Here is a 25,553-nt window from a genome sequence, read left to right as displayed (position 1 = left end):
ATAAAATATTTCCGTAAGAATTCTATGATTTACATACATCACATACCGTTAATCTAAAAATATCAAAGATGCAGTTATATGCTTTTTTTTATTTATAGCTTAGCTATAATGTAAGTTGTCCCAAACACTACATAAATTTTAATCAAGTTTCAGTATTTAGACCAAAAAATACAATAACATCTAAAAAACCTACTTATAACTATGAACATTACTTCATACATAGACTATACTTTATTAGAATCTAAGGCTACAGAGCGCGATATAATTCAACTTTGTGAAAAAGCAAATGAAAACAATTATCACAGTATCTGTGTAAACAGTTCTTACGTGGCTCTGGCAAAGCATATACTTCCAGAATCTAAAATTAAAATAGCTACCGTAGTAGGTTTTCCTCTGGGTGCCGTTCCTACAAAAGTAAAAGTTTATGAGGCAGAACAAGCCATTAATGACGGTGCAGATGAAATTGGTATGGTTATTAATTTAGGTTTACTAAAAAGCAAGAATTATTTATCTATTTTAAAAGATATCACCGATGTTAAATTAGCTATAGGTAAAACGCCTTTAAAAGTTATTATTGAGATCTCAGAACTGAACAAAAATGAGATCATTAAAGCCAGTGAAATTTGCCTGGATGGAAAAGCTGATTTTATTGAAACCTCTACAGGGTTTTCTAAAAGTGGTGCAACATTAACTGCCGTAAAAATCATTAAGAAAACTATCAGGGATTTTGCAAAAATAAAAGCAACCGGAGATATTAATGACCCGGACAGTGTTATTAAGTACCTGGAAGCAGGAGCAGACAGAATCGGAACTTCAACAGCTATTGCCCCATCAATCAATACTCAACTGGATAGAAACAACAAAATCTATAAGCACTATTTAGAAACCGTTAAAAGGCCTGAATGTGATATTATTGAACACATAAGTTCTGAAGTTCCTAAATAGTTTATAGCATATTGTAACAATCTATTTTTTACATCCTAAAAAGTAGTAAAAACAGATATTTGTTAATACCTTTGAAAGACCTGCTGTCAGATATTCAGATATTCGCTTTGTTATTATTCACAAAACTCAAAGGTTTAACATAATATGAGTCCTTTTAATAATTTTATTGACCACACGCTTTTAAAAGCCACGGCTACAAAAAATGATATTATTCAGCTCTGTGAAGAAGCCAAACAATATAACTTTTTCTCAGTATGTGTAAATAGCAGTTATGTTTCCCTGGCTAAAGACACTTTAAAGAATTCCAATGTAAAAGTTTGTACAGTTATTGGTTTTCCTTTAGGGGCAATGAGTACTGCAGCCAAGGTAGCAGAAGCTTCTGATGCTTTAAAAAATGGTGCTGATGAAATTGATATGGTTATCAACATTGGTTTATTGAAAAGCAAAGACTTTGATGGCGTCTGGAAAGATATTGAAGCGGTAAAACAGATCATGCCTAATAACATATTAAAAGTTATTTTAGAAACCTGTTATCTTGAAGAAATTGAAATCATTAAAGCCAGCGAATTGGCTGTTCAAAGTGGAGCCGATTTTATTAAGACCTCAACCGGATTTGGAACTGAAGGCGCTACAAAAAATGACATTAAACTTATGAAAAGTGTTTGTCAGAAATGTATTAAAATAAAAGCATCAGGTGGTATTAGGGATACCAAAACAGCTTTAGAATATATCAATATGGGAGTTGACCGATTAGGCACATCATCAGGCATTGCTATAGTTACAGGAACAGCTGCTTCTAATTCAAATTATTAAAGATTCTATGAGTGTACATATTGAAGCAAAAAAAGGAGACATAGCTGAAACTATTCTACTTCCGGGTGATCCGTTACGAGCAAAATGGATAGCTGAAACCTATTTAGAAAACCCATTTTGTTTTAATAAAGTTAGAAATATGTTTGGGTATACGGGGACCTATCAGGGTAAGCCGGTTTCTGTTATGGGTACAGGTATGGGAGTACCATCAATTTCAATATATGCTCATGAACTCATCACAGACTATAATGTTAAAAACTTAATTCGGGTAGGTAGTGCAGGTTCCTATCAGGAACATATCAAAATTAGAGACATTGTTCTAGCCATGGCAGCTTCATCAAACTCTGGGCTTAATGAGCTTCGCTTTAACGGTGCAGATTATGCCCCTACTGCTAACTTTGAATTATTTCAAAAAGCGGTTGACGCTGCAAAATCAAAGAATATCCCCATAAAAGCCGGTAACGTTTTTACCTCTGACGAGTTCTATGCTGATGATTTTGAGTCTTATAAAAAATGGTCAAAATTTGGAGTACTTTGCGTTGAAATGGAATCAGCCGGATTATATACAATTGCTGCTAAACATAACGTAAAGGCGCTCTCTGTTTTAACTATTTCAGATTCATTGGTTACCGGCAAACGTACTTCTGCCAAAGAGCGGGAAACCACATTTAATAATATGATTAAAATAGCTCTATCATTAGCCTAAAATGATAACAACAACGGAAATTTATACATAGTGACTATTAATAATACAATCACGCATCAGGTACTGACAATAGATTGACTTCAATATTTTTAAGTTCTATCTTGGAAAGCAATTCCAATTGTCCTTTTTCAAAAAACATATCCAATTCTTCCAACTTAATATTAGTGTCAGCCGATCTAAAATTATTATAATCAACAAATCTTATTCCTTTAACAAAACGTTCGTTATAGGCTTCCCTGAAACGCAAACCAATACCATGACTTTCACTATATGAATACGCCAGATAATCTACTTTGTAATTTTTAGAATTAACCCAATAAACAAAAACATCTTCAAAATCTTCACCACCGCCTTCCTGGTTAAAAGTCACTTTTATTTTATGATAGTTTTCATTTTTTACCGTAGCCTTCCCTATATAATCTTTATTAACAGCAGCATCATTTAACCCGTATGGCAATACTGAAAAATAATGTACGGAATTCACAGATGCAGAATACCTTGGAATCATACTGTCCGGGATTTTTGCAGGCTTATTGTCAACCAATCTTTCAAATCCATTATTACTTAATTTATCTGCTACTATAACAGAATCATTTATAAAAGTCCTCTCTAAAACAAAGCTTCCGTTGTCTCTAATTGCTGTATAGTGCTTATCTCTAAAATCAAATTTGACAGCAGATCTTTTAAGTAGTTCTCCTCCTGATATTTCAATAGATTTATCTGTGATATGGTTTGCATTTTGAACAGGGCTTTGTTTACAATTAAATATCAAAACAGAAAGCACAGAAAACACAAGTAATGGCTTGGTCATATATAAAATTTTAAAATCTGTCGGAAAACTAAAGGATTCTTAACCTAAATCTTTAAACATTAACTAAATTTTAGAGTTTAAAGTAAAATTAATGGACTTACCCGTATGTTTTTGCGCTAATACATCTAAAGCAGATTCTTTAAGTTGTAATACTCTTGGGTAACCTCCTGTTGTTTGACAATCCCGCATTAAAACAATAAGTTTACCTGAAGGGGTTAATTGAACGGTTCCAGGTAATACAGGAGCCGTAATAATGGCGTCTAAGGTATTCTCAATAACCTCTTCAAGTTGGTATGCCATTCTATTGTTATTATTAGAAATAGTGAAGCTTGATGTTAGTAATTTATGTTGTTGTGTTTGGGTTAGAAAATTAAACTCCGGGCCTTTAAATACCGTTATTTCAAATTTAGATAAATACGCCTTATTCACTTTCAAAACTGCATGCTTGTTGTCAAAAACAATATCATTAATAGCTATACTTAATTCATCGCCTTTATTTAATTTATGTTGACTGGTTATACCTTTATACATACTTCTGCTATTCATAACAGTTTCAGTATTAAAGCCTCCTAATACGGCTATGTAAGTACGAAAACCACTTTTTAACCGTCCAAAACTTAAAACATCACCAGTTTTGATACTTATTACCTTATAATTCAATACATTTATATCATTTACTTTGGGGTTCATATCCGCACCGGTTAAGCAAATACATGTCTCATTTTGAAATTGCAATGTTGCCCCGGTCATGGTCACCTCAATGACTGCAGAATCCAATGTATTCCCAAGTAAAGCATTAGCCATAGAAGCTGCATATTGATCCATTGCACCAGAATATGGTACGCCATACTCCTGATAGCCATTCCTTCCTAAATCTTGAATGGTTGAATAAAATCCGGAATGTAGCACTTTAATCATTTAAGACCTCATTTTCTATTTGGTAAACTCCTGCATCAACCAAGGTTTTGATCGTATTATATTCTTCAAATGAAATCTCATAAAATTGAATACTATCTCCTGCTTTAGCAAAACATGGTATTTCATTTTTAGAGTTAAAAAAATCTATTGGAGAATTACCTATAATATTCCAACCTCCGGGGCTTTCATTTGGATACACACCCGTTTGGCTTCCTCCTATAGCTACAGCCCCTTTTTTTATTTTCATTCTGGGTGTTCCTTTTCTTGGAGCAACTAAGCGTTCATCCAATCCGCCCAAATACAAAAAACCCGGTAAAAAACCAATGAAGTAAACGGTATATACAGTTTCTGAATGTAGCTTAACTATTTTCGCTTTTGACATTTGCTTTGCTTCGGACATAACATCTAAATCCAAAGCAAAATGATCCTCGTAGCAAACCGGAATCTTCCATAGTTTTGACGGACTCTCTTTTGATAACTTATTGGAACTATATATAATCTCCAGCAAGCTGATCTCTTCTTCAAAAGAGAACGTATCGTCATTATAAATAACCAACAATGAATTATACGCTGATCGTATTTCAACAATTGAACCAAGCTTATGTTTCTTGATGTTTTCTTTAAAAAAAAGAATATCAGATAAGACAGTTTTACTAATTTCTGAAGGCCATTCAATCAAAATAGCACGTTCACCAAAAGGTTTGTATGAAAGATTAAAACGCATTGGACTATCTAATTTTCACACCCTTTGATTCAAGTCGTTTTGATAACCCCGAAATCAAACTAACTGCTTTGGGATTATCTCCATGAACACAAAATGTTTCTGCTTTTATATTAATTAATTTGCCGGATATTGTTTTTATTTTTTCAGATGAGAGTACAGAGTAAACATGCTCAAACATAACTTCTACATCTTCTATTAAAGCTTTTTTTTCTGTTCTTGAAACCAAGGTCAAATCCTCATTATAATTTCTATCAGCAAAAGCTTCATAGGTGATGGGAATATTGTTCTTTTTGGCCACTTCTGCAATCACAGAGTTATAAGGCACATAAAGTTTTGCACGAAGCATTAACCCTTTCATCACTTCCACAACAACATTGGCTACTTTTTCGTCAACTGCCGCTAAATTATATAAAGCACCATGAGGTTTTACATGATGAAGTTGTATATGCGCTTCTTTTAATACTGTGACTAAATCCGTAATCTGATTTTTTATCGAAGTATACAAAGCCACACAAGGCATATCCATTTTTTTTCTTCCAAAATGTACTTTATCAGGAAATGAAGGATGTGCTCCTATTTTTACACGATGCTGCTTGGCTAACCCCACTACAGTTTTCATGGTTTCAAAATCTCCCGCATGACCACCACAAGCTATATTACATGAAGAAATATAAGGCATTAATAAGGATTCATTCCCTATTCCTTCTCCCACATCTACATTTATATCAATACTTTCCGGCATTATTAAAATATGTTCAGCTCAAATACTTTATTTAAGGTAGCAAGTGATAACAATATACTAATTAATAAAATAATAAAGCCAAAAATATTCTGCTTTAAAGTGTTTTTATGACTCCCCAAAACAGAGGATTTATTCATAACCCAAATCAAAAAGGCAGCTATTACCGGTAACAAAATTCCATTTGCTACTTGTGCAAATTTTATAATTTTGATTGGTTTAATTCCTAAAGATGACACTAAGATTCCTAAAATTATAATAAATGCCCAAACAAATCTAAATCTCGCTGACTTCATATTAGTGGTCCAACCTAAACATCCATTAGCTACATATGCCGCTGCCAAAGGCGCTGTAATAGCGCTGGTTATTCCCGCAGCAAATAATCCAACAGCCAAAAAATACTTGGCAAAACTTCCAAACAGAGGTTCTAAGCCCTGGGCCAAATCTGTTACACTTTGAATGTCTGTAGTTTGAATAGAAGCTGCAGAAATAATTATGCACATAGAAACCAAACCACCAAGAACAATCGCTATAAAGGTGTCTTTTCTGGCCAGTTGTAAATCATTTACATTTTTCCATTTTTCCTTTACTAATGAAGCATGTAAAAAAAGATTATAGGGTACAACCGTAGTACCTATTATTGCTATAACGGTAAGCAAATTACCTTTTGAAATATTGGGTACAAAAGCGCCCTTTAAAATTTCAGAAATATTTGGTTTGGTAATTATGGCGGTCAATAAAAATGCAAGGCTCATCAAAATAACCAATGATACTAAAACCTTTTCAAGTATTTTATAATTCCCAATATACAATAACCCAAATGCAATTGCTCCAATTAAAAAGCTCAACAGATTAAATGAAAATCCATTAAAATTAATACTTTGAACCCCAATAATAGCTTCCAGCCCCAGTACACCGCCGCTAATATTTCCTGCTTCATAGGCAGCATTACCAAGAACAATAGCCGATAATATCAAAACTATAGCTATAATTTTTAAAACGGGGTGTTTAATTTCCTCTCTAATAATCCGAGACAAGCCTTTTTGTGATATAATACCCAGTCTGGCCGTCATTTCCTGTAGAACAATAGTGGCTACCACAGATAAAACCATGGCCCAAAGTAAAGCATACCCAAAACCTACACCAGCCAAGGTACAAACGGTAACCGTTCCCGGGCCTATAAAAGCAGCAGCTACCAGTGGGCCCGGGCCTATATTTTTAAATATGTGTTTCAAAAAGGATTTTTATAACTGACTTAACAACTCGTCAACAGCTCTTTTTAACTGTGTATCTTTATTTTTTGCTTTATCATCAGGTTTATTAAATACTTCAATATCCGGTTGAGCGGGGCCTAATTCCATATTTTGACTTGTTTCCTTTACGTACCACCCCCTAAAAGGCATACGGACATAAGATCCATCTATTAATCCTGTTCCTCCTGTAGAGATAACCGCCCCAAAAGTTGGCACACCAACTAATGTTCCCAATCCTAAAGCTTTATACGCATGTGAAAAAATTTCAGCGTTTGAATAACTATTTTGATTACACAATGCTATGGAAGGTTTTGTCCATGATGCCAAAGGTAAACGCTCACTAAACGGATAGTGGTTTTTAAATTTGGTATGCTCTGTTTTCAAGTTTTTTGCTGCTCCTCTGGGAACGGTATAAGCATGCTGCTTAACATTAAGTACTGCCATTAGATAATCAGTTGTCCATCCACCGCCATTATAACGAACGTCAATAACAATCCCTTCCTTGCCAAGTCCTGCTGCTGTAAGTTCTCTTTCAAAGCGCTCAAAACTGGTCCAGTTCATGCCTTGAATATGAATATATCCTAATCTACCATTAGAAAATTTATTCGTTAACTGTTTACGCGTTTTTACCCAAGCATTATAGTTCTCTACACGATTACTACTTTTGGGCCTCATAACAACATCCAGAGTATTTCCTCCTCTATTTACTTCTAAATAAATTTTATCATCTGATGTACCTTCCAGCAGGCTATACATATTTGTGGTTTTTCCAAGTTTTGTGCCATTAACTCCCATTACAACATCTCCTAAAAATAATTTACTTGTGCTTCTATCCCCGGGCATATTAGGAACCACTGAAACTACTTTCAATTGACCGTTTGGCATCACATCAAATTCAACGCCTAACAATCCTGTTCTTTCTCTTTGAACCGTTTCTCTGGTTTCTGTTCCATAAAGTCCCATATGACTCGCATTAATTTGCCCTAACATCCAGTTAAACATCATTTGAAAATCTGTACGTGTAGAGGCTTTTAAAGCTAATGGTTCATATTTTTTTCTAAGGTTTTTCCAATTCTGACCATGGAAATCCGGATCATAAAACCCTTCATTGATGGCACTCCAAGCTTCATTAAATATTTGCTTAGACTCATTGTGATAATCTATATCCATTTTAGCCGTAAAGGATAATGGTTCAGACTTATCATTAGATAAACTTATATAAGACAAGCTTCCACGGCTCTTAGTTAAGTATATTTTAGATAGCTTCTTATCTGATGTAATATTTGAAGGCCTGCTATTTTTAGAGGTAATGGCCTTTCTATCCTTACCATTCCATTTTATTTTGAACAAATCGGACTCCACATCAGCATCGCCTCTACTACCATTACCTGTTGTATAGTAAATGGTTTTTGAATCTTTTGATAATAGCTGACCAAATTCACCTCCTACAAATGATGTTACCTGAACCTGACGTTCATGAATATCCTGAAAATCAATGACCACATCTTCAATCTTATCCTTTTCTTCCTTATTTTTCTTATCGTTCTTATCTTTTTTATCTGATTTAGACTCTTTCTTCTTATCATCTGATTCTTCATCCCAGTCTTGTGTTGTCTTTTCCCAATCTGTTTTTTTCAGCCAGGTAAACCAAACATCATAATCTCCATTATTTCTATTTGATGAAAACATTAATTTTTTCCCATCGGGACTCCAAACCGGATTTCTGTCTTGTTTTGGATGCATTGAAATATTTGCCGGTTTACGGGAATTATCTGCTTTATGAACATATATTTCTCCATTAAAATCTAAGTCATTTAAACTATAGGCCAACCATTTAGAATCCGGTGACCATGCCACACCTCTTGGTAAATCCCAGCCATCTAATAATATTTTTTCGTTTGATAGTTTTCCTTTCTCATCAATACTAGCTACAATCAATTTTCCTCGCCCTCTGTTAAAAGCAATAGATTTACCATCAGGGGAAAGCACTGGGTTACTTTCTTGTTCTTCTGTTTTGGTCAGTCTTACTATTTTATGTTTTAACGTTTTTAATACATCTGATTCTTTACCATCATCAGATTTCACCAAAAACATATCGTTTTGCCCTTCTCTATCCGAAATAAAAACAAGTGTACTGTCATTTAGCCAGGTTGGCATTCTGTCTCTAAATGCAGACTTAGACACGTTCACTGTTCGCTTTTTATCTTTATCTGTATTCCTTATAAAAATCTCTCCTCTTATAGTTATCGCCATTTGCTTCCCGTTAGGTGATACGGCTATATCACTGGCGTTACTACTATAGGTTTTATGAACTACAGGGTCAAATCTATAATCTGAGGCTATTTCAATTTTAATTTCTTTTTGTGACTTTGTAGCTGTATCAATAGTAAAAACCTGGTCACCCTTAGCCAAAATAATGTCTTTTCCATTTCTACTAATCTGAAATGAAAAAATGCCCATATCCTTAAAAGAACTTACTTGAGAAACGTTTCCTTGAATCTCTCCTACTTTATTAATTTTAAGTTTATGTACATTATACTTCCCACTTCTTGAAGATTGAAAGTAAATAGTACTATCATCTCCCCATTGCGGATAGAAATCGTTTCCTCCAAAATCTGTAAGTTGAACATACTTATCACTTTCTATAATATACAGCCACAAATCTCTATTTGCAGGACCATTATATGCTTCTCTTTCCAACCTACAAGTACCCCGTGTAAAGGCTACATATTTTCCGTTTGGTGACAAAGTAGCATCAAAACCTACTGCAGATAAATACCTGCTTGGAGTGCCTCCTTTTTCATTGACTTTATGCGTTTCATATTCCCGTTCTACCTGTACAAAATTTCGCCTTGTTGAAAACAGAATGTCTCCATTTGCAGTATAGTCCGTAATAATATCTGTAGCAGAATGAAAGGTCAATCGTTTTGGTAAGCCTCCATCTGATGGTATTACATAAATATCATTATTACCATATCTGTCACTTTGAAATGCAATGGATTTTCCATCTGGGCTCCAAACCGGTTTAGTGTCATAAGCTTCATGTATGGTAATACGCTTTGCGTTTTTTCCATTTATATTTGATGTCCAAATATCACCCTGATAATTAAAAGCAATGGTTTGTCCGTCTGGGCTGATTGAAGGAAAATTTATTAGGAGGTTTTGGGCAAAACTTGTGGTTACAGCCAAAGTAAAGACTGCAATTAACTTTGAAGATAATTTCATTTTTTTGGTAGTTCGTTATTTATAATCCAAAATTAGACCTAATTTTATGAATAAAATGAAAAATTAATTGTTCTTTAACATTTGTCATTCAATTTATATTCACCGTATTTAAGGCATAAATAGCAAAACTTCCCAGCCAATGCCCTCCCATATAATCATCATTAAAAATACTAGGTAAAGAATAGTTAATATGCTCATTTGCAATATATTTTAAATGATTATATTCCGGTAGCCCATCCGCTATTTTGTATAAATTCCATGCTCTGGAAAAGTTCACACCATCCAAATGCACCAAATGCCCGTCTGTTCTATCAGAAACCACACCTACTGCCAGTCTATAGTTTTTATTTTTCAACTCTGGTAAAAAGTCTTTTAACCAAAGTTTGTATGCTTCCATGGGCAATAAACGTTTCATTAAAGCAGCTTCTTCTAAACAAGGCGATAAAAAATCACTCCCGCTTGGTTCCCATGACATAGGACACCCTTTATCATTTAAATAGAAATAAAGCGCTCGATCCTTTATTGCTTTTTTCAAGGCTTCATTTTTTAAGGCTTCTGCGTAATCATAGGCAAAAGACAGACCAAAAGCTGTATTGGTATGGGTTCCTACCCGTAACGGATAATTAAGCTTTGGTAAAAATTCAATATATTTTTCTATAATTAAGTTAGTCAATGGTTGAAGGTTTACTTCAAGCTTTCTGGCTACGGGTGCATTCCAGGTATGTAACTCCTCTGCCAGTTTTAATAACCATGCCCAACCATAAGTTCGCTCAAAGGACTTGTTATGCTTGCCTTTAAAATATTGGACTTCAATCTCAATATTTTGCTTGGATATATTATTAAGCAATCGCTCCTTTATACTTTCGGCATTATCAATATTTGGAAATGACTTTAGCAAACTCACTAGGCTCCAATGCCCGTGAACTGCCGAATGCCAGTCAAAACAACCATAAAATGCCGGATGCAGGGTTTCCGGTGTTTTAATATCATCATCACCTCCCAAAGTCTGGGATAACTTATTGGGATATTCTATATTTATACAATGTAATGGTAATTCAGCCAAAGCTTGTGCGCCTTTTAAATCCAGTTTTGGAATACCATAAATAGGATGACTTGAATTGGTAACGGTTTGAGTCGCGGATTTCTTTTGTTGAATCTTTTCCTTTGATGTATTACAACTTAAAAGAAATGTTGTTAGTAGTAAAGCAATATATTTTTTCATGTGATAAATTTAAAGTTCAACTATTTTAAGTTTAGTAACAAATGATACATAAGTCATGATTTATTAGCCCAACCAGCCTTCCCTATCCAGGCTTCTATACTGAATGGCTTCACTTATATGTGAACCGTTGATATGCTCAGCTCCTTCTAAATCACTAATGGTTCTTGCTACCTTAAGGATTCTGTCATAAGCACGGGCTGATAGGTTTAGCTGCTCCATAGCCGCTTTTAATAATTGCTTGGAAGCCTCGTCAAGAACACAATACTTTCGGATTTGTTTAGTGTTCATCTGTGCATTATAGTGTACAGATTCTGAAGCCATAAATCGTTGGGTTTGAATTTCCCTGGCTTTAGTAACCCGCTTTCTAATCTCTACAGAAGATTCTCCTTTTCGGTCATCTGACAATTTCTCAAAAGGTACTGGTGTAACTTCTATATGGATATCAATTCTATCTAATAAAGGCCCTGAAATCTTACTCAAATAGCGTTGCATTTCTGCCGGACTGGAAGTTACCGGAGCATCGGGATCGTTAAAATAACCTCCCGGGCTCGGATTCATACTGGCTACCAACATAAATGACGAGGGGTAAGTTACCGTAAATTTTGCCCTTGAAATTGTAACTTCCCGGTCTTCCAAAGGTTGGCGTAATACTTCTAAAACGCTACGCTTAAATTCCGGCAACTCATCTAAAAACAATATCCCGTTGTGGGATAATGAAATTTCTCCTGGTTGTGGATATTGGCCTCCACCGACAAGCGCCACATCACTAATAGTATGATGGGGACTTCTGAACGGACGCTGTGCCATCAATCCTGTATCTTTTATTTTACCTACCACCGAATGTATTTTGGTAGTTTCTAAAGCTTCATGTAAGGTCATAGGAGGTAATATACTTGGTAAACGTTTTGCTAACATGGTTTTACCAGCCCCCGGTGGCCCAATTAAAATAATATTATGCCCTCCGGCTGCTGCTATTTCCATACAGCGCTTAATACCTTCCTGCCCTTTTACATCCGAAAAATCAAACTCAGGAAAATCTAAACCTTTATAAAATTCCTCACGTGTATTGATAATGGTTTGTTCTAAAGGCTCCCCCTTATCAAAATAGTTTATAAGCTGTTTAATATTATCTACTCCATAAACTTCTAACCCATCAACAATAGCTGCTTCTTTGGCATTAGTCTTTGGTAAAATGAACCCTTTAAACCCTTCTGCTCTTGCTTTAACGGCAATAGGTAACGCTCCTTTTATGGGTTGTAAACTTCCATCTAAAGAAAGTTCCCCCATAATTAAATAGTCCTCCAGGTTTTCAGCCTGAATTTGTTTAGAAGCAGCAAGTACACCTATAGCTAACGTAAGATCATAGGCACTGCCTTCCTTACGGAGATCTGCAGGCGCCATATTTATGGTGATCTTTTTTCCGGGGATTTTATAGCCGTTATTTTGAAGTGCGGCAGCTATTCTATAATTACTTTCCTTAATAGCGTTATCAGGCAATCCAACCAAGTGGTAACCTATTCCTGAATCAACGTTGACCTCTACCGTAATAGTTGTAGCTTCAACACCAAAAACAGCACTTCCATAAACTTTTTTAAGCATATATTTTGTTTATAGCTTAAATGTAAGAAATGTATTTGATTTAAAAATAGAATAAAAAAAAGAATCCCCGTAAACGGGGACTCTTTAATTAAAAAAATATACTGTTATTATTTTGCTGTGTTTAAGAATTTAGGCTTAATCAATAACTGAACCCATGCCCAATTTTGAATGTCTGCCGCATCAGCTTCAGCTACATTTTTTAACTCATACATACCATCACTGGCAAACATTTGAGAGTATCCTATATTTATACCATAGCCTTTAAACTTCTTTGAGAATACCAGATCCAATTCAGTACCCAAAGATTTTTCTCCTGAAGCTAAAGCCTGCTCTCCACTAAAGTTCAATACTTTTGCCATTAAGCTTGATGTTTCTCCAAGCTTGAAGTTAGCACTTACATGAATATCTACCAAACCAATACTATTAGCATGATTGCCCACATAAAAGTAATCCATAAAACCGTTGAACTTGTGGTTTGTTCCGTATAATGGGAAGAACGCTCCGGTTTCATCTGGGTTGGTGGAATCATTACCACTAATAATTTCTACACCGGCACCTAAACTCACTTTTGAAGATACTTTATATCCTGCATCCACCCCTAATAAATAAGCACCCTTAACATCTTTGTAGGCTGGACCATAAATGGCTTTTCCAGCTTGGAAATAAGCATTACCCGCTAAAGAAAAGGCACCTTTTCCATATTTTAAATGCGCTCCAATTGTTTGTAAGTTAACCACATCTTCTAAACCGGCATCATCATCCTGAAATCCTGTATTCATTAATAACAAGCTTCCTGAAAAGTTTTCCCAAGCTTGGCTTAAGTGTGCCATTTGCATAGTTTTATAGGAAAAGAACCCTGAAGTGTTATAAGCATTCCCTTCAGAAATAAATCCTGTAGGGTCAGAATAATCCTGGTTAAACGCTATGGCTACATCCAAAGCAAACTTGTCTTTCTTATATTTTATAAGGCCGGCATCATGGTTACGTGCTTGTTGTGCCCAATCTAAACCACCTAGTATACGTTGATCATCATATGATAATACCTGGCGTCCTAATTTAGTTGACCATCCTGATCCTAAATTAAGCTCTGCCCATGCCTGGAATACGGCAAAAGAATTATTCATGTCATAAGGTAAAATTTGTCTGTTTTCACCCCAAACCATAACATCCTGAAAACTAATATATACTTTATATGACTCTGTGGCATACCCTGCATTTAAACGTACTCTTGTTGATATTCCAAAACCGGGCTCAGCATCTTTTGGTATCAAGCTTCCAAATCCGTTACGGTATTCTGTACGAGGCTTAAACTCTCCGTCCAATGTAAACTGGGCTTGAGCAAGTTGCAGGCATACCAGTAATAATCCTAATATTACATATTGTTTTTTCATATTTTCTTTGTTTTATGTTTGTTTTTAAGTTTTAATAAAATTTATTCTTAATTAAAGTTTTACAAATATATTGAGACAAAAATATCTTATTTATGATATTTCTCATATTTATTTAGCATGCTTAATTATGTGACCCTTCACTTTTAGTGTTCCAAAAAATCTATCAGGTGTTTTCTGTATTCATAATAGTCATCATGCTCCAAAACGGCTTTTCGTGTTCTTGGTCTTTCAAAATCAATCTGCAACACATCCCCTATCTTAGCCTTAGGCCCACTGGTCATCATGATTACCCTATCTGCCAAAAATATGGCTTCATCTACATCATGAGTGATCATAACCGCTGTAATCTTTTCTTTATTCCAGATCTCAATTAGCGTATCCTGAAGTTCTCCCCGGGTTAAAGAATCCAACATTCCAAATGGTTCATCCAACAATAATACCTTTGGCTTTATAGCAAACGCTCTTGCAATACCTACACGTTGTTGCATACCCTGTGATAAATCACCGGCCTTTTTATGAAACGCATCTTCCAGCCCTACTTTCTGTAAATAATATTTAGCTATATCATATCGTTGTGCTTTTGTGGCATGCGGAAAAACCTGGTTTACCCCCAGCATTACGTTTTGCAGTGAAGTCATCCACGGCATTAAACTAGGAGCCTGAAAAATACCCCCTCTATCCGGCCCGGGGCCTTTGATATGTTTTCCCAATACCGATATATTACCACCCGAAATGGAATTTAATCCCGCAATCATAGATAGCATAGTAGTTTTACCACACCCCGAATGCCCAATGATAGTTACAAACTCCTCCTTTTTGATTTGAAGATTTAAGTCTTCCAATACCACATAATCTCCTTTTGGTGTTGGATATACTTTTTTCAATTGCTTTAAATCCAGCATAACCTCATTTGAAGGAAAAATTCCATTCTCGGTAAAACGTGTCGATTTTTTATTTGCCGTTAGTGTACTCATTTGATGCTATTATTTAAATTGATAAACAAAATCTTTAGGCCTTATATCCGGAAGCACAAAAGCTTCCTTTGCCTCAGATTTTCTCTCATTTCCTATATCCATTAAATATTCAATAATGGCATTTCTGGTTTCTTTAAAATTTAGATTGTCGTTCATTTTTGTCTTATCCCGCGGACGTTCAATATCAATTTTAAATTCAGGGGCCAGGGTTGCATTTGGCCCGGGGCGTAATGGAATAATACGATCTGCCATATAAATCCCTTCATCCATATCATTGGTAATTAATAAGGCCGTACGCTTATCTTTTCCCCAAATGTTTAATATTTCGTCCTGAAGATTTCCCCGGGTCAAAGCATCTAAAGCACCAAGTGGTTCATCCATAATGATCATTTCAGGTTTCATTGCCAAAGCTCTGGCCACAGCAACACGTTGGCGCATACCTCCAGATAATTCCTTTGGGTATTTATTGATTGCCGGCGTTAAACTTACCATTTCTATGTACTCTGCAACTAGTTCATTTAGTTCCTCTTTACTTTTCTTCGGGAAGGCTTCCTTAACCGCCATAAAAACATTCTGCCCTACTGTTAACCATGGTAATAATGAATAGTTTTGAAATATGACACCGCGTTCATGGCTTGATCCCTGAATAGGTTCTCCTTTAAACAAAATCTCTCCTTTTGTTGGCTCTAACAAACCATTAATTAAATTGACCAAGGTTGTTTTTCCACTACCGGTAAACCCAACTATAGCTACAAACTCACCTTCTTCAATTGATAAATTGATATTAGACAATACTTCGGTAGCATGATCTCCTTGTCCGTATGTTTTATATATATTATTTAATTCTAAATAGGCCATTTTTTCTTGTTTAACTATTGATTTGTTGATGTGTTTGCTCGATTACACGATTAAACATTTCAAGTAAATTCACATGATTTATATAGCATCTGTTTTATCAAAAGACACCCAATTCTGTACGGTCAACATCAATCTATCCAATAGGAAACCAATGATACCTATTATAAACATGGCTACAATGATTTTCGCATTAGAGTCATTAGCTCCATTCTGGAATTCTTCCCAAACAAATAACCCTAATCCGGGACTTTGGGCCAATAGTTCGATAGCTATCAGTACCATCCATGCCACTGACAATGTAATTTTCAATCCTGTAAAGATTAATGGTAATGATGATGGTAACACCACTTTGAATATCTTTTGAAATGATCCCAGCTTTAAGACCTTAGCAACGTTAATATAGTCTTTATCTACAGATGATACCCCCATAGCCGTATTCATCAAAGTGGCCCACATGGAACACAAACCAACACTTATAAAGGAAATGGTAAACGAACTATCCTCATTGGAACCTATCAGCACTGTTTTTACAATCATAAAAACCAGCAGGTACCAAACTACCGGTGATACGGGTTTAAATATTTGGATAAACCAATTGAACGCACTTTTTAAAGTTGGACTTAACCCTATAAAGATCCCTAATGGTACAGCGATTAAAAATGCCAGAAAGAACCCGGCAAATACGGTTTTTAAGCTTCTGAATATTTGATCTACAAACGACGGACGACCTGTATAGGTAATTGGAGCCTTACCTTCAGCAATGCGCTTTTTATTTAATGCAGTTGTTTTCTCTTTAAACGCGGCCTTATCAGCATTAATAATCTGGTGATCTTTTAATAAAGACCTGTAAGAGTCCCACACCTGAGTTGGAGATGGCAATGTATTAGGCTGGCAGCTAATATCTCCCGAAGCAATACATTCACGCATAGCTTCTGCTGCTTCAGGCCCCTGATCATTAAGAGCCTTTTCAATTTTAAATGCTGCTTCGGTGTTGTATAATGACTTAGCGCCTAGGTGCCACAATCCTATAAATAATAAAACAGAAGCAAGGGGTACAATTACTTTTCTCAGAAAACTTTTAAAATCTTCCTTTTCCAGCTTACCGGTAAACAGGTCTTTAAAAGTACTTAAAAAACCCAGTCCCATAAATTTAGTTACTTTTTCTAATGTTATACTTTGCTTCATAACTTGTTCTTTATTTTATTATCTTTTTATCATTTCTACAGAGTGAGGAACGAGTGACGAGAGATCTTAAAAGTGATGAGATTCCTCACCGTGTTCGGAATGACAAAACCAGTTATTGTACAGCCTTGTCCTTGTTGCCTATAGCAAAACTATTGATGTATGAAATAGGATCTTTGGCATCATAAGTAGTACCATCTATAAAGTCTGCTGTTGGTGCCTTATATCCGTCGGTTACCGGAATGTCTCCTGCTGGAATATATCCTTCTTCTACTAGAAGCTTTGCTGCTTTTGTCCAGATATCTGGTCTGTAGATATCTTTAATAGTACTCGCATACCAATCTGCTGGTTTAGCTTCAGGAATTTGCCCCCATCGTCTCATTTGAGTTAAGAACCAGATCCCATCAGAGTAAAACGGATAGGTGGCATTATACTTATAGAACACATTAAAATCCGGCATCTCCCGCTTATCTCCTTTTTCAAACTCAAACGTACCGGTCATAGAATTTGCCAACACCGCTTCGTCTGCGCCTACATATTGGGACATTGATAATATTTTCACCGCTTCTGCCCTGTTTTCCGGTGCATCTAACCATTTACCTGCTCTAATTAAAGCTTTGGTAACTGCTATGGCTGTATTTGGGTTTTCTTCTACAAACTTTTTAGTCATTACAAACACTTTCTCTGGGTTGTTCTTCCAGATATCATAATTTGTGGTTACCGGTACACCTATACCTTTAAATACAGCTTGCTGATTCCACGGTTCTCCAACACAGTACCCATAAATAGTACCTGCTTCAAGAGTGGCCGGCATTTGCGGTGGTGGGGTAACTGATAATAAAACCTCTGCATCAATTTGACCTTGTACATTATCTGCCGTATACATACCAGGGTGAATACCTGCTGCGGCCAACCAATATCTAATTTCGTAATTATGTGTAGATACCGGGAATACCATGCCCATTTTAAAGGCTTTTCCTGAGTTTTTATAATCCGCTATTACAGGCTTCAAAGCCTCAGCTTTTATAGGATGTACAGGCTTACCATCTGAGCCTTTTGGTACATTGGGTTTCATTTTAGACCAAACATCATTGGATACCGTAATACCATTCCCATTTAAATCCATAGAAAATGGGGTTACTAATTGTGCTTGGCGACCAAAACCGGCACCTGCTGCTATAGGCTGGCCTGCTAACATGTGTGATCCGTCTAATTGCCCATCAATAACGCGGTCTAATACATTTTTCCAGTTGGATTGTGCTTCTACCGAAACAAATAACCCTTCATCTTCAAAGAACCCTTTTTCTTTAGCAATAGCTAAAGGCGCCATATCCGTCAATTTGATAAATCCAAAGGTTAACTGTGGCTTTTCAATATCTAAGGTTTTTGTTTTTGAAGTTTCTATAGTTACATTTTCAGCTAAAGTTTGTTTTTTTTCCTTATTACCGCAAGAAAACAGTAACACTGCTATCGGCAAGATCCAAGTTGATGTTTTAATTAAAGATTTCATATTATATGGTTTTAAATTAATCTAAGTATTAATACTTATTCATGGCAAATATATAAGCAGATCGAGTTCTATTTTATGATTATAACCATATCAAAACCTCTTTTTAAAACATAAAAAAACCTGTAAAGACACAGGTTTTTATTATAAGTTTCTCAACTTATGAGTATTACATCACAAAAAAAACTTTACGTATGCCTACGTAAATTTTAAAATCACTTCCTTTTTTTAGCAATTATTAAATTTGTAGGATTAATCGTGTTTTATTTTATAAAAACGTTTTATATTAGTGTGCATATAAAATATATATAGTTACTGGTAACTATATATATTTGTTGCAATAATATGAAATACACTATATGGAAAAAATTAGTGAAATAATAAGCCTAGTCGCAAACCTCTTTACTATTGGTGCGTCAGGTATTGCATTATATCTTTTTTTCTTTCAAAGAGGAAAAATTTCAAATGCTTTTAATTTACTCTTAAATTATTCGACTCAATTAACACTTTCTGAATTAAAATCAAAATTGGATAGACTCAATCATTTTAACGCAAATGACACCAAACAAAAAGAAGAGGTCATTAATATATTACACGAAATTCAAGGTCAAACCACAGGTAATCTATTTTTAAAAGAAAATTTAAATAATATAATTGAGAAGATAGAAGGGTTCATTGAAAAACCAAAAAACCTAACCGAACCAAGAAAAAGAAGTTTAGTTCACGAATTAAGAGAAAGTATCAGAAATTTAGATTTTGACTCTTACAATAAAATTATAAAAAAATGAAAATTATACAAGCAATAAATTCGATGATTGAAAATCAATCAAAAATCACGAATGTCATACAAACTAAAGAGGAAATGTTTTTTGTATATAATGACAAATACAAATGGTCAATAAGTGAAAGCCCAAATGAACAAAACGAGATATTTTTACATTTATATCCAGATAAAAATATGTCAATTGAGGAATTATCACAAGTACAAGATTGGCAAGCTCACAATTTTGTAACTTATAAAGTATCAGATTTCAAAACTCAAGAAGCATTTGAAACATTTAATGAATTGTATCAAATTGTAAAATCAAAAATTTATGGAGTTGATGATTTACTTGATGAAATTATTTCTGGATTTTAAATACTATTGCCAACAATGGCTATAAGTAATTGCTTGTTCTTGTCTACTTCTGAAAATCCTCGCAGATTTTCAGTTTGGTGCGTACTTGCAAAGTTGAGTGCCAATCCACGCAACTACTCATAGCCGATACCGTTACCATTAATTAAAAATGCTCTTCATAAACCTAATATTTTCAATACCCTTAAGTTTGGCTCCCTTATTCTTTAACCTGAATAGCGGAATAAAGGCGGCTAAAATACAGGACATCGATATCATTGAAAATGATAGTTGCAAAATTGAAAGTGTTACTTTAAAAACAGAGTCGATTGACAAAAAGCGTAAGTTTCTATTTTGGGCATTAAAGCATAAAAAAGTTATAGTAACTGATCGAATTATAGACTCAAACGGACATATAGTTTTTGAAAAGAAATCAGTATTTATCTCCTCAATGGACGCCAGTAGCGACAGAAGATTTCGGCGAATTAAATTGATAAACGATGAAATTTGGTTATTTAGTTATGGGAAAATATTTAATACAAACGGAAGTATTAAACGCTATAATTTTTGCGGAAAATATCTCGGAACTAAAAAATGGGAGGATGGAGATTTTTATGAAATATAAAAAAACTAATAACAACAACGCATCCTATGAAAACCCCTAGCCTAGTTCCTCAAAGTTAGTATTTGTTCTTTTGATTATCTTATTATGATATTGAATTGCTGATCATTGTTTTGGATTATCAATAAAGGACAACTTTTTAAGTATCCAGGAAATAATTATGTTCACTAATCTCTTTCTTTAAAAGCTTAAGCTTGGTAATTCCAATTTTTTTTCCCTCCGAAGTTATTAAACCTTCTTTTTTAAGGGTTGAGAATATTCTAATAACCTGCTCCTCAGTAGTACCGGCATAATCAGCATATTCCTTACGGCTTAACGGCAAATTTAAAAACCCTCTCAGGTCACCAAATTTTCTGTGTATATATAATAAGGTATCAATAACACGTTCACGAACGGTCATCTGAGAAATAGACTTGACTTTATTCTCACTTCTGTTCAATTCATTGGCATAGAACAACATCATATCATAGGCAAACTTTGGATTCTCAAACAGTGCATCCTGTAAATGTTCCTTTGAAAAATAATGCAATTCTGTAGCTTGTAAGGCCACTGCTCCAATAGAATAATACTCCTGGGTACCAAACCCTCTATGTCCTATAATCTCACAGGGTTTAGCAAACCGTACAATTTGTTCCCGTCCGTTTATGCCGGTTCTAAAGACTTTAACAGTGCCACTTTTTATAAAGAAAAGACCGTTAACCGGAGCGCCTTCCATAATAAATTGCTGCCCCTTTTTACATTTAAGTACTGTATTACTTTGAGGCAATTTGGAGCTAAATAAAGCCTCTGCATTATTATGAATCAGGCAATCAGAGCTTTTACAGATAGAACAAATAGTGTCCATAGACACTTTAATTTCTAAATTGTTATTTGCTACGGAAGTATACATTACTTATTCTGCTTAAACAAAATTACGTAATAATACTTAGTTTTTAAATTTTAGAGCTTACTTTTAAGGGTCTAATAAAAAACACCAATTGAAATTAATCAATTGATGTTTTTAAGCACTTTAAATGTCAAAATTATAAAGTAATCCTATTTTTTATAACGCAGTTTACCTAATTCAATACCAATAGCGGTTTTAGCTAATATGGTAAATACAAAAGCGCCTAACGCCCAAATACCCAGTGTGACACCTATTTCAATACCTGTAGGAGTGTATTCTGCTATTTTACCATAGGGCCCGGGAATAAACCCCGGTACAATAAGGCCAAAACCTTTTTCAATCCAAATGGCAACAAACAAAATAAAGCAACAGAAATACAGTATTTTAGGATTATTTCTAAGCTTATGGAAGGTCAACAATACAGTCGCCAGTACATTTAAGGGTATAGCGGTCCATATCCAGGGCAACAACGCATTTTTTCCATGAAGTCCAAAGAACAAATAATAGGCACTCTCACTATGATGAGTGGGTGCATAAAACTCTTTAAACAACTCAGAAATTAACATAATAAGGTTTATCTGTGCCGCAACGGTAACCACCATGGCAATTTTTCTTATGGTTTTGTTCTCAATTTTGAATTCAGTAAAACTTCTTATAATAGCAAGAACCAGGATAATCAAGGCAGGACCGGCAGCAAAGGCAGAAGCTAAAAAACGAGGTCCTAACAAAGCATTATTCCAAAATGGTCTTGCCTGTAAACCCTGGTATAAAAATGCAGTGACCAAATGAATCCCTACAGCCCAAAAAACAGATAAAATTGCTCCTGGAACATAAACACTCTTCTTTGATTCTTTCCCCTGATAATGTCTGAATAATATGTAAAACGGAATAGTAATATTTAAAAACAAGTAACCATTTAAAACCAGTACATCCCAGGTTAGCATGGAGTTAGGGAAATTAAATACCCCTATGCCCGGTATCATATGCCATAATACAGATGGTCCTCCCATATCTGCTATCACAAAAGCCAAACACATAATTAAAGCTGCAACTGCTAGCCCTTCTCCAATAAGGACAGCTTGTTTAAAATCAATATCCTTTAATACATAAGTGGGCATAACCAACATTACTGCAGCAGCAGCAACACCAACTAAAAATGTAAAATTTGAAATGTATAGCCCCCAACTTACCCTATCTGTCATTCCCGTAACCTGTAAACCTTCCCGTAACTGTATAGAATAGCAATACATACCTATCAGCATGATAAAGGTTAATACCGCCATCCAAATGTGATATTTTTTAGAACCATGAGTTATGGTATCCAAACTGTCTTTAACTAAACTTCCTAAAACTTTTAATCGTTTCATTTGTTTTCACTTATTTTGTTAATCTGGTTAGATATTATTCTTATACTCTAACCTTTATTTTTTATTTGGGCGTCTGCCTGCCGATAGGCAGGTTACCTCCGAAATAGAGATGGGCTTTACACTGTATCTTTTCAATCCCTAACGCTTATTACGTTAATCGCTTATATGCTGATTTGTTTAATCGTCCGCTCCATCTAAACAATTCAACAATCTTTTATCTAATCCATAAAATACCAGAACTTAGGCTCAGTACCCAAATCTTCTTTTAATCTAAATACTTTTTTATTCTCTAAAACCCATCTAATGGTGCTATTAGGATCTAACAGATTACCAAATATTCTGGCTCCCGTAGGGCAAGCTTCAACACACGCCGGATTTTTACCGGCTCTTGAACGTTGTACACAGAAAGTACATTTCTCCATAACACCTTTCTTTCGCATACGGTTTCCTAAATAATGCTGGTTTTTGTTAACCTCTGCTTCCGGTACTTCCGGTTTTTTCCAGTTAAAGCGCCTACCATCATAAGGGCAGGCCGCCATACAATATCTACACCCTACACACCAATCATAATCTACAACTACCAAACCATCATCTTCTCTCCATGTAGCTTGTACCGGACAAACCTCAACACAGGGTGGGTTATCACAATGAAAACATTGGGTGCCCATATAAAAATGACCTTCTGCAGGAACTTCATGATAGTAATTATCATCGGCTTCATTAAAATTAAACCCTTTACCATCCTTCATTTCATGAATTCTAATGTACTGCATCTGCGAATCCCTGTCCTGATTATTCTCTTCAACACAAGCATTAACACAGTCCATATACCCCTGACACTTTGAAATATTAAAGGCATAACCAAACAACACATCTTCTTCTGCATTTTTTGAAGACATATTAATGGTTTTTCCTGTTCTTAATTGATAAGACCGTACCAACCTGTCTACCGTAGCCTCTTTTTCCTTATCGGTCATCAATTTATAGTTTCCTTTAAATTGTTCTTCCCAATCTATCTGTGCTTTTTCTTTACTTTCATCACTCCCAATGACACTACAGGATGTACTTACGGCTCCGGCTCCAATTAACAAACTGGCCGTTAACTTTTTAAAAGCCGTACGCCTGTCCATTTTAACATCAAAGACCTGTTCAAAACCATCTTTGGTCCGTTCTTCGCCTATTGAAGCATTAATTGCGGCAGCGGCAAACTCTTCATCAGTCATCTGAGCTTCATTTGAGTGTGAACCACAGCCTCCGGAAGTTTTTCCACAGCCACAAGAACCTGAAGATTCATTGTTCTTCTTGCCCAGGTTTAAAGAAAACCATTTTTTATTATTGCTACTCATACCTTAAATGTTATTAAAACCTAATTATGTAGTTTTTAATTATTCTCTTTCTTTTACTTTCTGTGTATTAAAACGTGCCGGCCACTTTGACTCAAAATGAGGCTTATGCGGATTATGACAGTTTACACAAGTCATAGACGCTCTTGGCGGTGCCCACCCTCCAATACGCTTACCATGTGCACCACCCTTCCAATCTTCAAATTGTTTGGTATGGCATTGATTACACAAATTATAACTATTATTAAAATCTATGTCTTTACCTGTTAAACTTTTTAGGTTATCCATATTATCAGGATTGTGACAGGTTACGCAATTCATGGTATTTTCATTAGCATGCATCAACTTAATATCCCAATGTGCTTTTTTACCATCCTCACTTTGCATTTTGTCTAAAGCTTTAGAATGGCATTCGGTACATGCATAAGATTTAATTTGACCTTTGCGTTCAGGAATTAAGAATGTGTGCTCGCCTTCTGTAATCTCAATAGTTTCAAGACCTTCAAGATATTTTTCAGAAGAGATAGATGTGCCGTGGTAGTTTTCACTTTCTGCCTCAATCTTATCTGTTACCCCATGATACTCATGCTCTCCATGTTTACATGAAAAAAGCGTGATTAAAAAAATAAAGCCATAAACTAATCTATTCATAATACATCTATTGCACTTCATCCTTATTGATTCTTTTAAAAATTCCTATATCGGTTACCTCTTTATTATTAGGTACGTGGCATTGACGACAGTTAATACGTTCCGGGTGTGTTACTCTAATTTCCTTAGGTGCACCGGGACCGGCATGGCATGACAAACAATTCTCATGCATTTGAATTTGATGTGGTATAACCGGTGGGCTTCCTTCAAGAGCATTATTGACACCTACTTCAGGAGCTGCAACCTTGTGAAAATTAGTTCCTTTAAATAACTGCTCTGTGTGCTGAGGCACATGACATTGCCTGCAATTAATCATTTCAGGATGTGGTGTTACCGGTGCATAAGCCTTAAACTTATCAACAAAACCTCCATTTTGATGGCACTTTAAACAGGTATTTTCTCCCATGCTGCGCTCATTAGTCACCGGGTGAGGTATACTTGGGGGCGCTCCATGGAATGCCCGGTTTTTATAGTAATCCTTTAAAGATCTTTGATGGGTTTCATCTACCGGCATATTCACATAGTCCAAAGCATATTCAGACCGTTCAAAAACACCGGTTTCAGATGGAATCAAAGTTACAGTACTTTCAGTCTCAATAGGGATATAAGCTTCTTCCTGGCCTGACTCATAACTGAGGTTCCAAACAAAGATGAACGCTATAAAAAGTAGTACAAATAAAGATATGATACCAAGTCGCTTCAT

24 protein-coding genes are annotated in these 25,553 nt (G+C 35.3%); 6 read left to right on the top strand and 18 right to left on the bottom strand.

The window, feature by feature from the left end; translation table 11 throughout:
• Positions 1 to 201 precede the first annotated feature (201 nt).
• The 3 genes from deoC (VOI54_RS12350) (at position 202) to deoD (ending at position 2,464) form a co-directional block, all read left to right on the top strand.
• Positions 202 to 945 (top strand): deoxyribose-phosphate aldolase, encoded by a 744-nt coding sequence (gene deoC / locus VOI54_RS12350; protein ID WP_326283099.1) that lies wholly within the window; start codon positions 202 to 204, stop codon positions 943 to 945.
• Between the two features lie 144 nt (positions 946 to 1,089).
• On the top strand, positions 1,090 to 1,758 hold the full coding sequence (gene deoC, locus VOI54_RS12345; RefSeq protein ID WP_326283098.1) for a deoxyribose-phosphate aldolase: 669 nt from the start codon (positions 1,090 to 1,092) through the stop codon (positions 1,756 to 1,758).
• 7 nt (positions 1,759 to 1,765) lie between these two features.
• On the top strand, positions 1,766 to 2,464 hold the full coding sequence (gene deoD, locus VOI54_RS12340; RefSeq protein WP_326283097.1) for a purine-nucleoside phosphorylase: 699 nt from the start codon (positions 1,766 to 1,768) through the stop codon (positions 2,462 to 2,464).
• A 49-nt stretch (positions 2,465 to 2,513) separates the two neighbouring features.
• Here deoD and VOI54_RS12335 read toward each other — a convergent pair whose 3' ends face one another.
• The 13 genes from VOI54_RS12335 to VOI54_RS12275 form a co-directional block, all read right to left on the bottom strand.
• A complete protein-coding gene (locus tag VOI54_RS12335) occupies positions 2,514 to 3,275 on the bottom strand; it encodes a DUF6503 family protein (RefSeq protein WP_326283096.1) in 762 nt (253 codons plus the stop codon).
• 63 nt (positions 3,276 to 3,338) lie between these two features.
• Complete coding sequence (locus tag VOI54_RS12330; RefSeq protein WP_326283095.1) at positions 3,339 to 4,193, bottom strand: 5-oxoprolinase subunit C family protein; 855 nt, start codon at positions 4,191 to 4,193, stop codon at positions 3,339 to 3,341.
• Positions 4,186 to 4,917 (bottom strand): 5-oxoprolinase subunit PxpB, encoded by a 732-nt coding sequence (gene pxpB, locus VOI54_RS12325; protein WP_326283094.1) that lies wholly within the window; start codon positions 4,915 to 4,917, stop codon positions 4,186 to 4,188. Before pxpB ends, VOI54_RS12330 begins: the two co-directional genes overlap by 8 nt.
• Positions 4,918 to 4,921: 4 nt before the next feature.
• Entirely contained in the window at positions 4,922 to 5,659 is a 738-nt protein-coding gene (gene pxpA / locus VOI54_RS12320) for a 5-oxoprolinase subunit PxpA (RefSeq protein WP_326283093.1), read from the bottom strand.
• 2 nt (positions 5,660 to 5,661) lie between these two features.
• Complete coding sequence (locus VOI54_RS12315; protein WP_326283092.1) at positions 5,662 to 6,891, bottom strand: Nramp family divalent metal transporter; 1,230 nt, start codon at positions 6,889 to 6,891, stop codon at positions 5,662 to 5,664.
• 9 nt (positions 6,892 to 6,900) lie between these two features.
• Positions 6,901 to 10,134, bottom strand: coding sequence for a S41 family peptidase (locus VOI54_RS12310; protein WP_326283091.1), 3,234 nt, complete (start codon positions 10,132 to 10,134; stop codon positions 6,901 to 6,903).
• An 88-nt stretch (positions 10,135 to 10,222) separates the two neighbouring features.
• Positions 10,223 to 11,356, bottom strand: a complete 1,134-nt coding sequence (locus tag VOI54_RS12305) for a DUF2891 domain-containing protein (RefSeq protein WP_326283090.1) — start codon at positions 11,354 to 11,356, stop codon at positions 10,223 to 10,225.
• A gap of 63 nt (positions 11,357 to 11,419) precedes the next feature.
• Positions 11,420 to 12,955, bottom strand: coding sequence for a YifB family Mg chelatase-like AAA ATPase (locus tag VOI54_RS12300; protein WP_326283089.1), 1,536 nt, complete (start codon positions 12,953 to 12,955; stop codon positions 11,420 to 11,422).
• 107 nt (positions 12,956 to 13,062) lie between these two features.
• Positions 13,063 to 14,346, bottom strand: coding sequence for an alginate export family protein (locus VOI54_RS12295; protein WP_326283088.1), 1,284 nt, complete (start codon positions 14,344 to 14,346; stop codon positions 13,063 to 13,065).
• Positions 14,347 to 14,489: 143 nt separating this feature from the next.
• A complete protein-coding gene (locus VOI54_RS12290; RefSeq protein WP_326283087.1) occupies positions 14,490 to 15,320 on the bottom strand; it encodes an ABC transporter ATP-binding protein in 831 nt (276 codons plus the stop codon).
• 9 nt (positions 15,321 to 15,329) lie between these two features.
• On the bottom strand, positions 15,330 to 16,178 hold the full coding sequence (locus tag VOI54_RS12285) for an ABC transporter ATP-binding protein (protein WP_326283086.1): 849 nt from the start codon (positions 16,176 to 16,178) through the stop codon (positions 15,330 to 15,332).
• Positions 16,179 to 16,256: 78 nt separating this feature from the next.
• Complete coding sequence (locus VOI54_RS12280; RefSeq protein WP_326283085.1) at positions 16,257 to 17,363, bottom strand: ABC transporter permease; 1,107 nt, start codon at positions 17,361 to 17,363, stop codon at positions 16,257 to 16,259.
• 112 nt (positions 17,364 to 17,475) lie between these two features.
• Positions 17,476 to 18,870: a CmpA/NrtA family ABC transporter substrate-binding protein gene (locus VOI54_RS12275; RefSeq protein WP_326283084.1), complete on the bottom strand. Its 1,395-nt coding sequence runs from the start codon at positions 18,868 to 18,870 to the stop codon at positions 17,476 to 17,478.
• Between the two features lie 356 nt (positions 18,871 to 19,226).
• On the opposite strand from VOI54_RS12275, the gene VOI54_RS12270 reads away from it, so the two are divergent.
• The 3 genes from VOI54_RS12270 to VOI54_RS12260 all read left to right on the top strand — a co-directional run bounded on the left by VOI54_RS12270 (position 19,227) and on the right by VOI54_RS12260 (position 20,606).
• Positions 19,227 to 19,655, top strand: a complete 429-nt coding sequence (locus VOI54_RS12270; RefSeq protein WP_326283083.1) for a hypothetical protein — start codon at positions 19,227 to 19,229, stop codon at positions 19,653 to 19,655.
• A complete protein-coding gene (locus tag VOI54_RS12265; protein WP_326283082.1) occupies positions 19,652 to 20,005 on the top strand; it encodes a hypothetical protein in 354 nt (117 codons plus the stop codon). Before VOI54_RS12270 ends, VOI54_RS12265 begins: the two co-directional genes overlap by 4 nt.
• Positions 20,006 to 20,192: 187 nt before the next feature.
• Complete coding sequence (locus VOI54_RS12260; RefSeq protein WP_326283081.1) at positions 20,193 to 20,606, top strand: hypothetical protein; 414 nt, start codon at positions 20,193 to 20,195, stop codon at positions 20,604 to 20,606.
• Positions 20,607 to 20,742: 136 nt separating this feature from the next.
• On the opposite strand, the gene VOI54_RS12255 is transcribed toward VOI54_RS12260, so the two are convergent.
• The 5 genes from VOI54_RS12255 to VOI54_RS12235 form a co-directional block, all read right to left on the bottom strand.
• Positions 20,743 to 21,492, bottom strand: a complete 750-nt coding sequence (locus VOI54_RS12255; protein WP_326283080.1) for a Crp/Fnr family transcriptional regulator — start codon at positions 21,490 to 21,492, stop codon at positions 20,743 to 20,745.
• 146 nt (positions 21,493 to 21,638) lie between these two features.
• Positions 21,639 to 22,856, bottom strand: a complete 1,218-nt coding sequence (gene dsrP, locus VOI54_RS12250; RefSeq protein ID WP_326283079.1) for a sulfate reduction electron transfer complex DsrMKJOP subunit DsrP — start codon at positions 22,854 to 22,856, stop codon at positions 21,639 to 21,641.
• 218 nt (positions 22,857 to 23,074) lie between these two features.
• Positions 23,075 to 24,202 carry a 4Fe-4S dicluster domain-containing protein gene (locus VOI54_RS12245; RefSeq protein WP_326283078.1) on the bottom strand — a complete coding sequence of 376 codons (1,128 nt, stop codon included), beginning with the start codon at positions 24,200 to 24,202 and terminating at the stop codon, positions 23,075 to 23,077.
• 39 nt (positions 24,203 to 24,241) lie between these two features.
• Positions 24,242 to 24,850, bottom strand: a complete 609-nt coding sequence (locus VOI54_RS12240) for a cytochrome c3 family protein (RefSeq protein WP_326283077.1) — start codon at positions 24,848 to 24,850, stop codon at positions 24,242 to 24,244.
• A gap of 7 nt (positions 24,851 to 24,857) precedes the next feature.
• Positions 24,858 to 25,553, bottom strand: coding sequence for a nitrate reductase cytochrome c-type subunit (locus tag VOI54_RS12235; protein ID WP_326283076.1), 696 nt, complete (start codon positions 25,551 to 25,553; stop codon positions 24,858 to 24,860).

This window comes from Alterotamlana spongicola (assembly GCF_035818475.1).
Classification (GTDB): Bacteria; Bacteroidota; Bacteroidia; order Flavobacteriales; family Flavobacteriaceae; genus Cognatitamlana.
The sequence above is the reverse complement of the archived record's forward strand: the minus strand, read 5'-3'. Positions and strand labels throughout refer to the sequence as shown.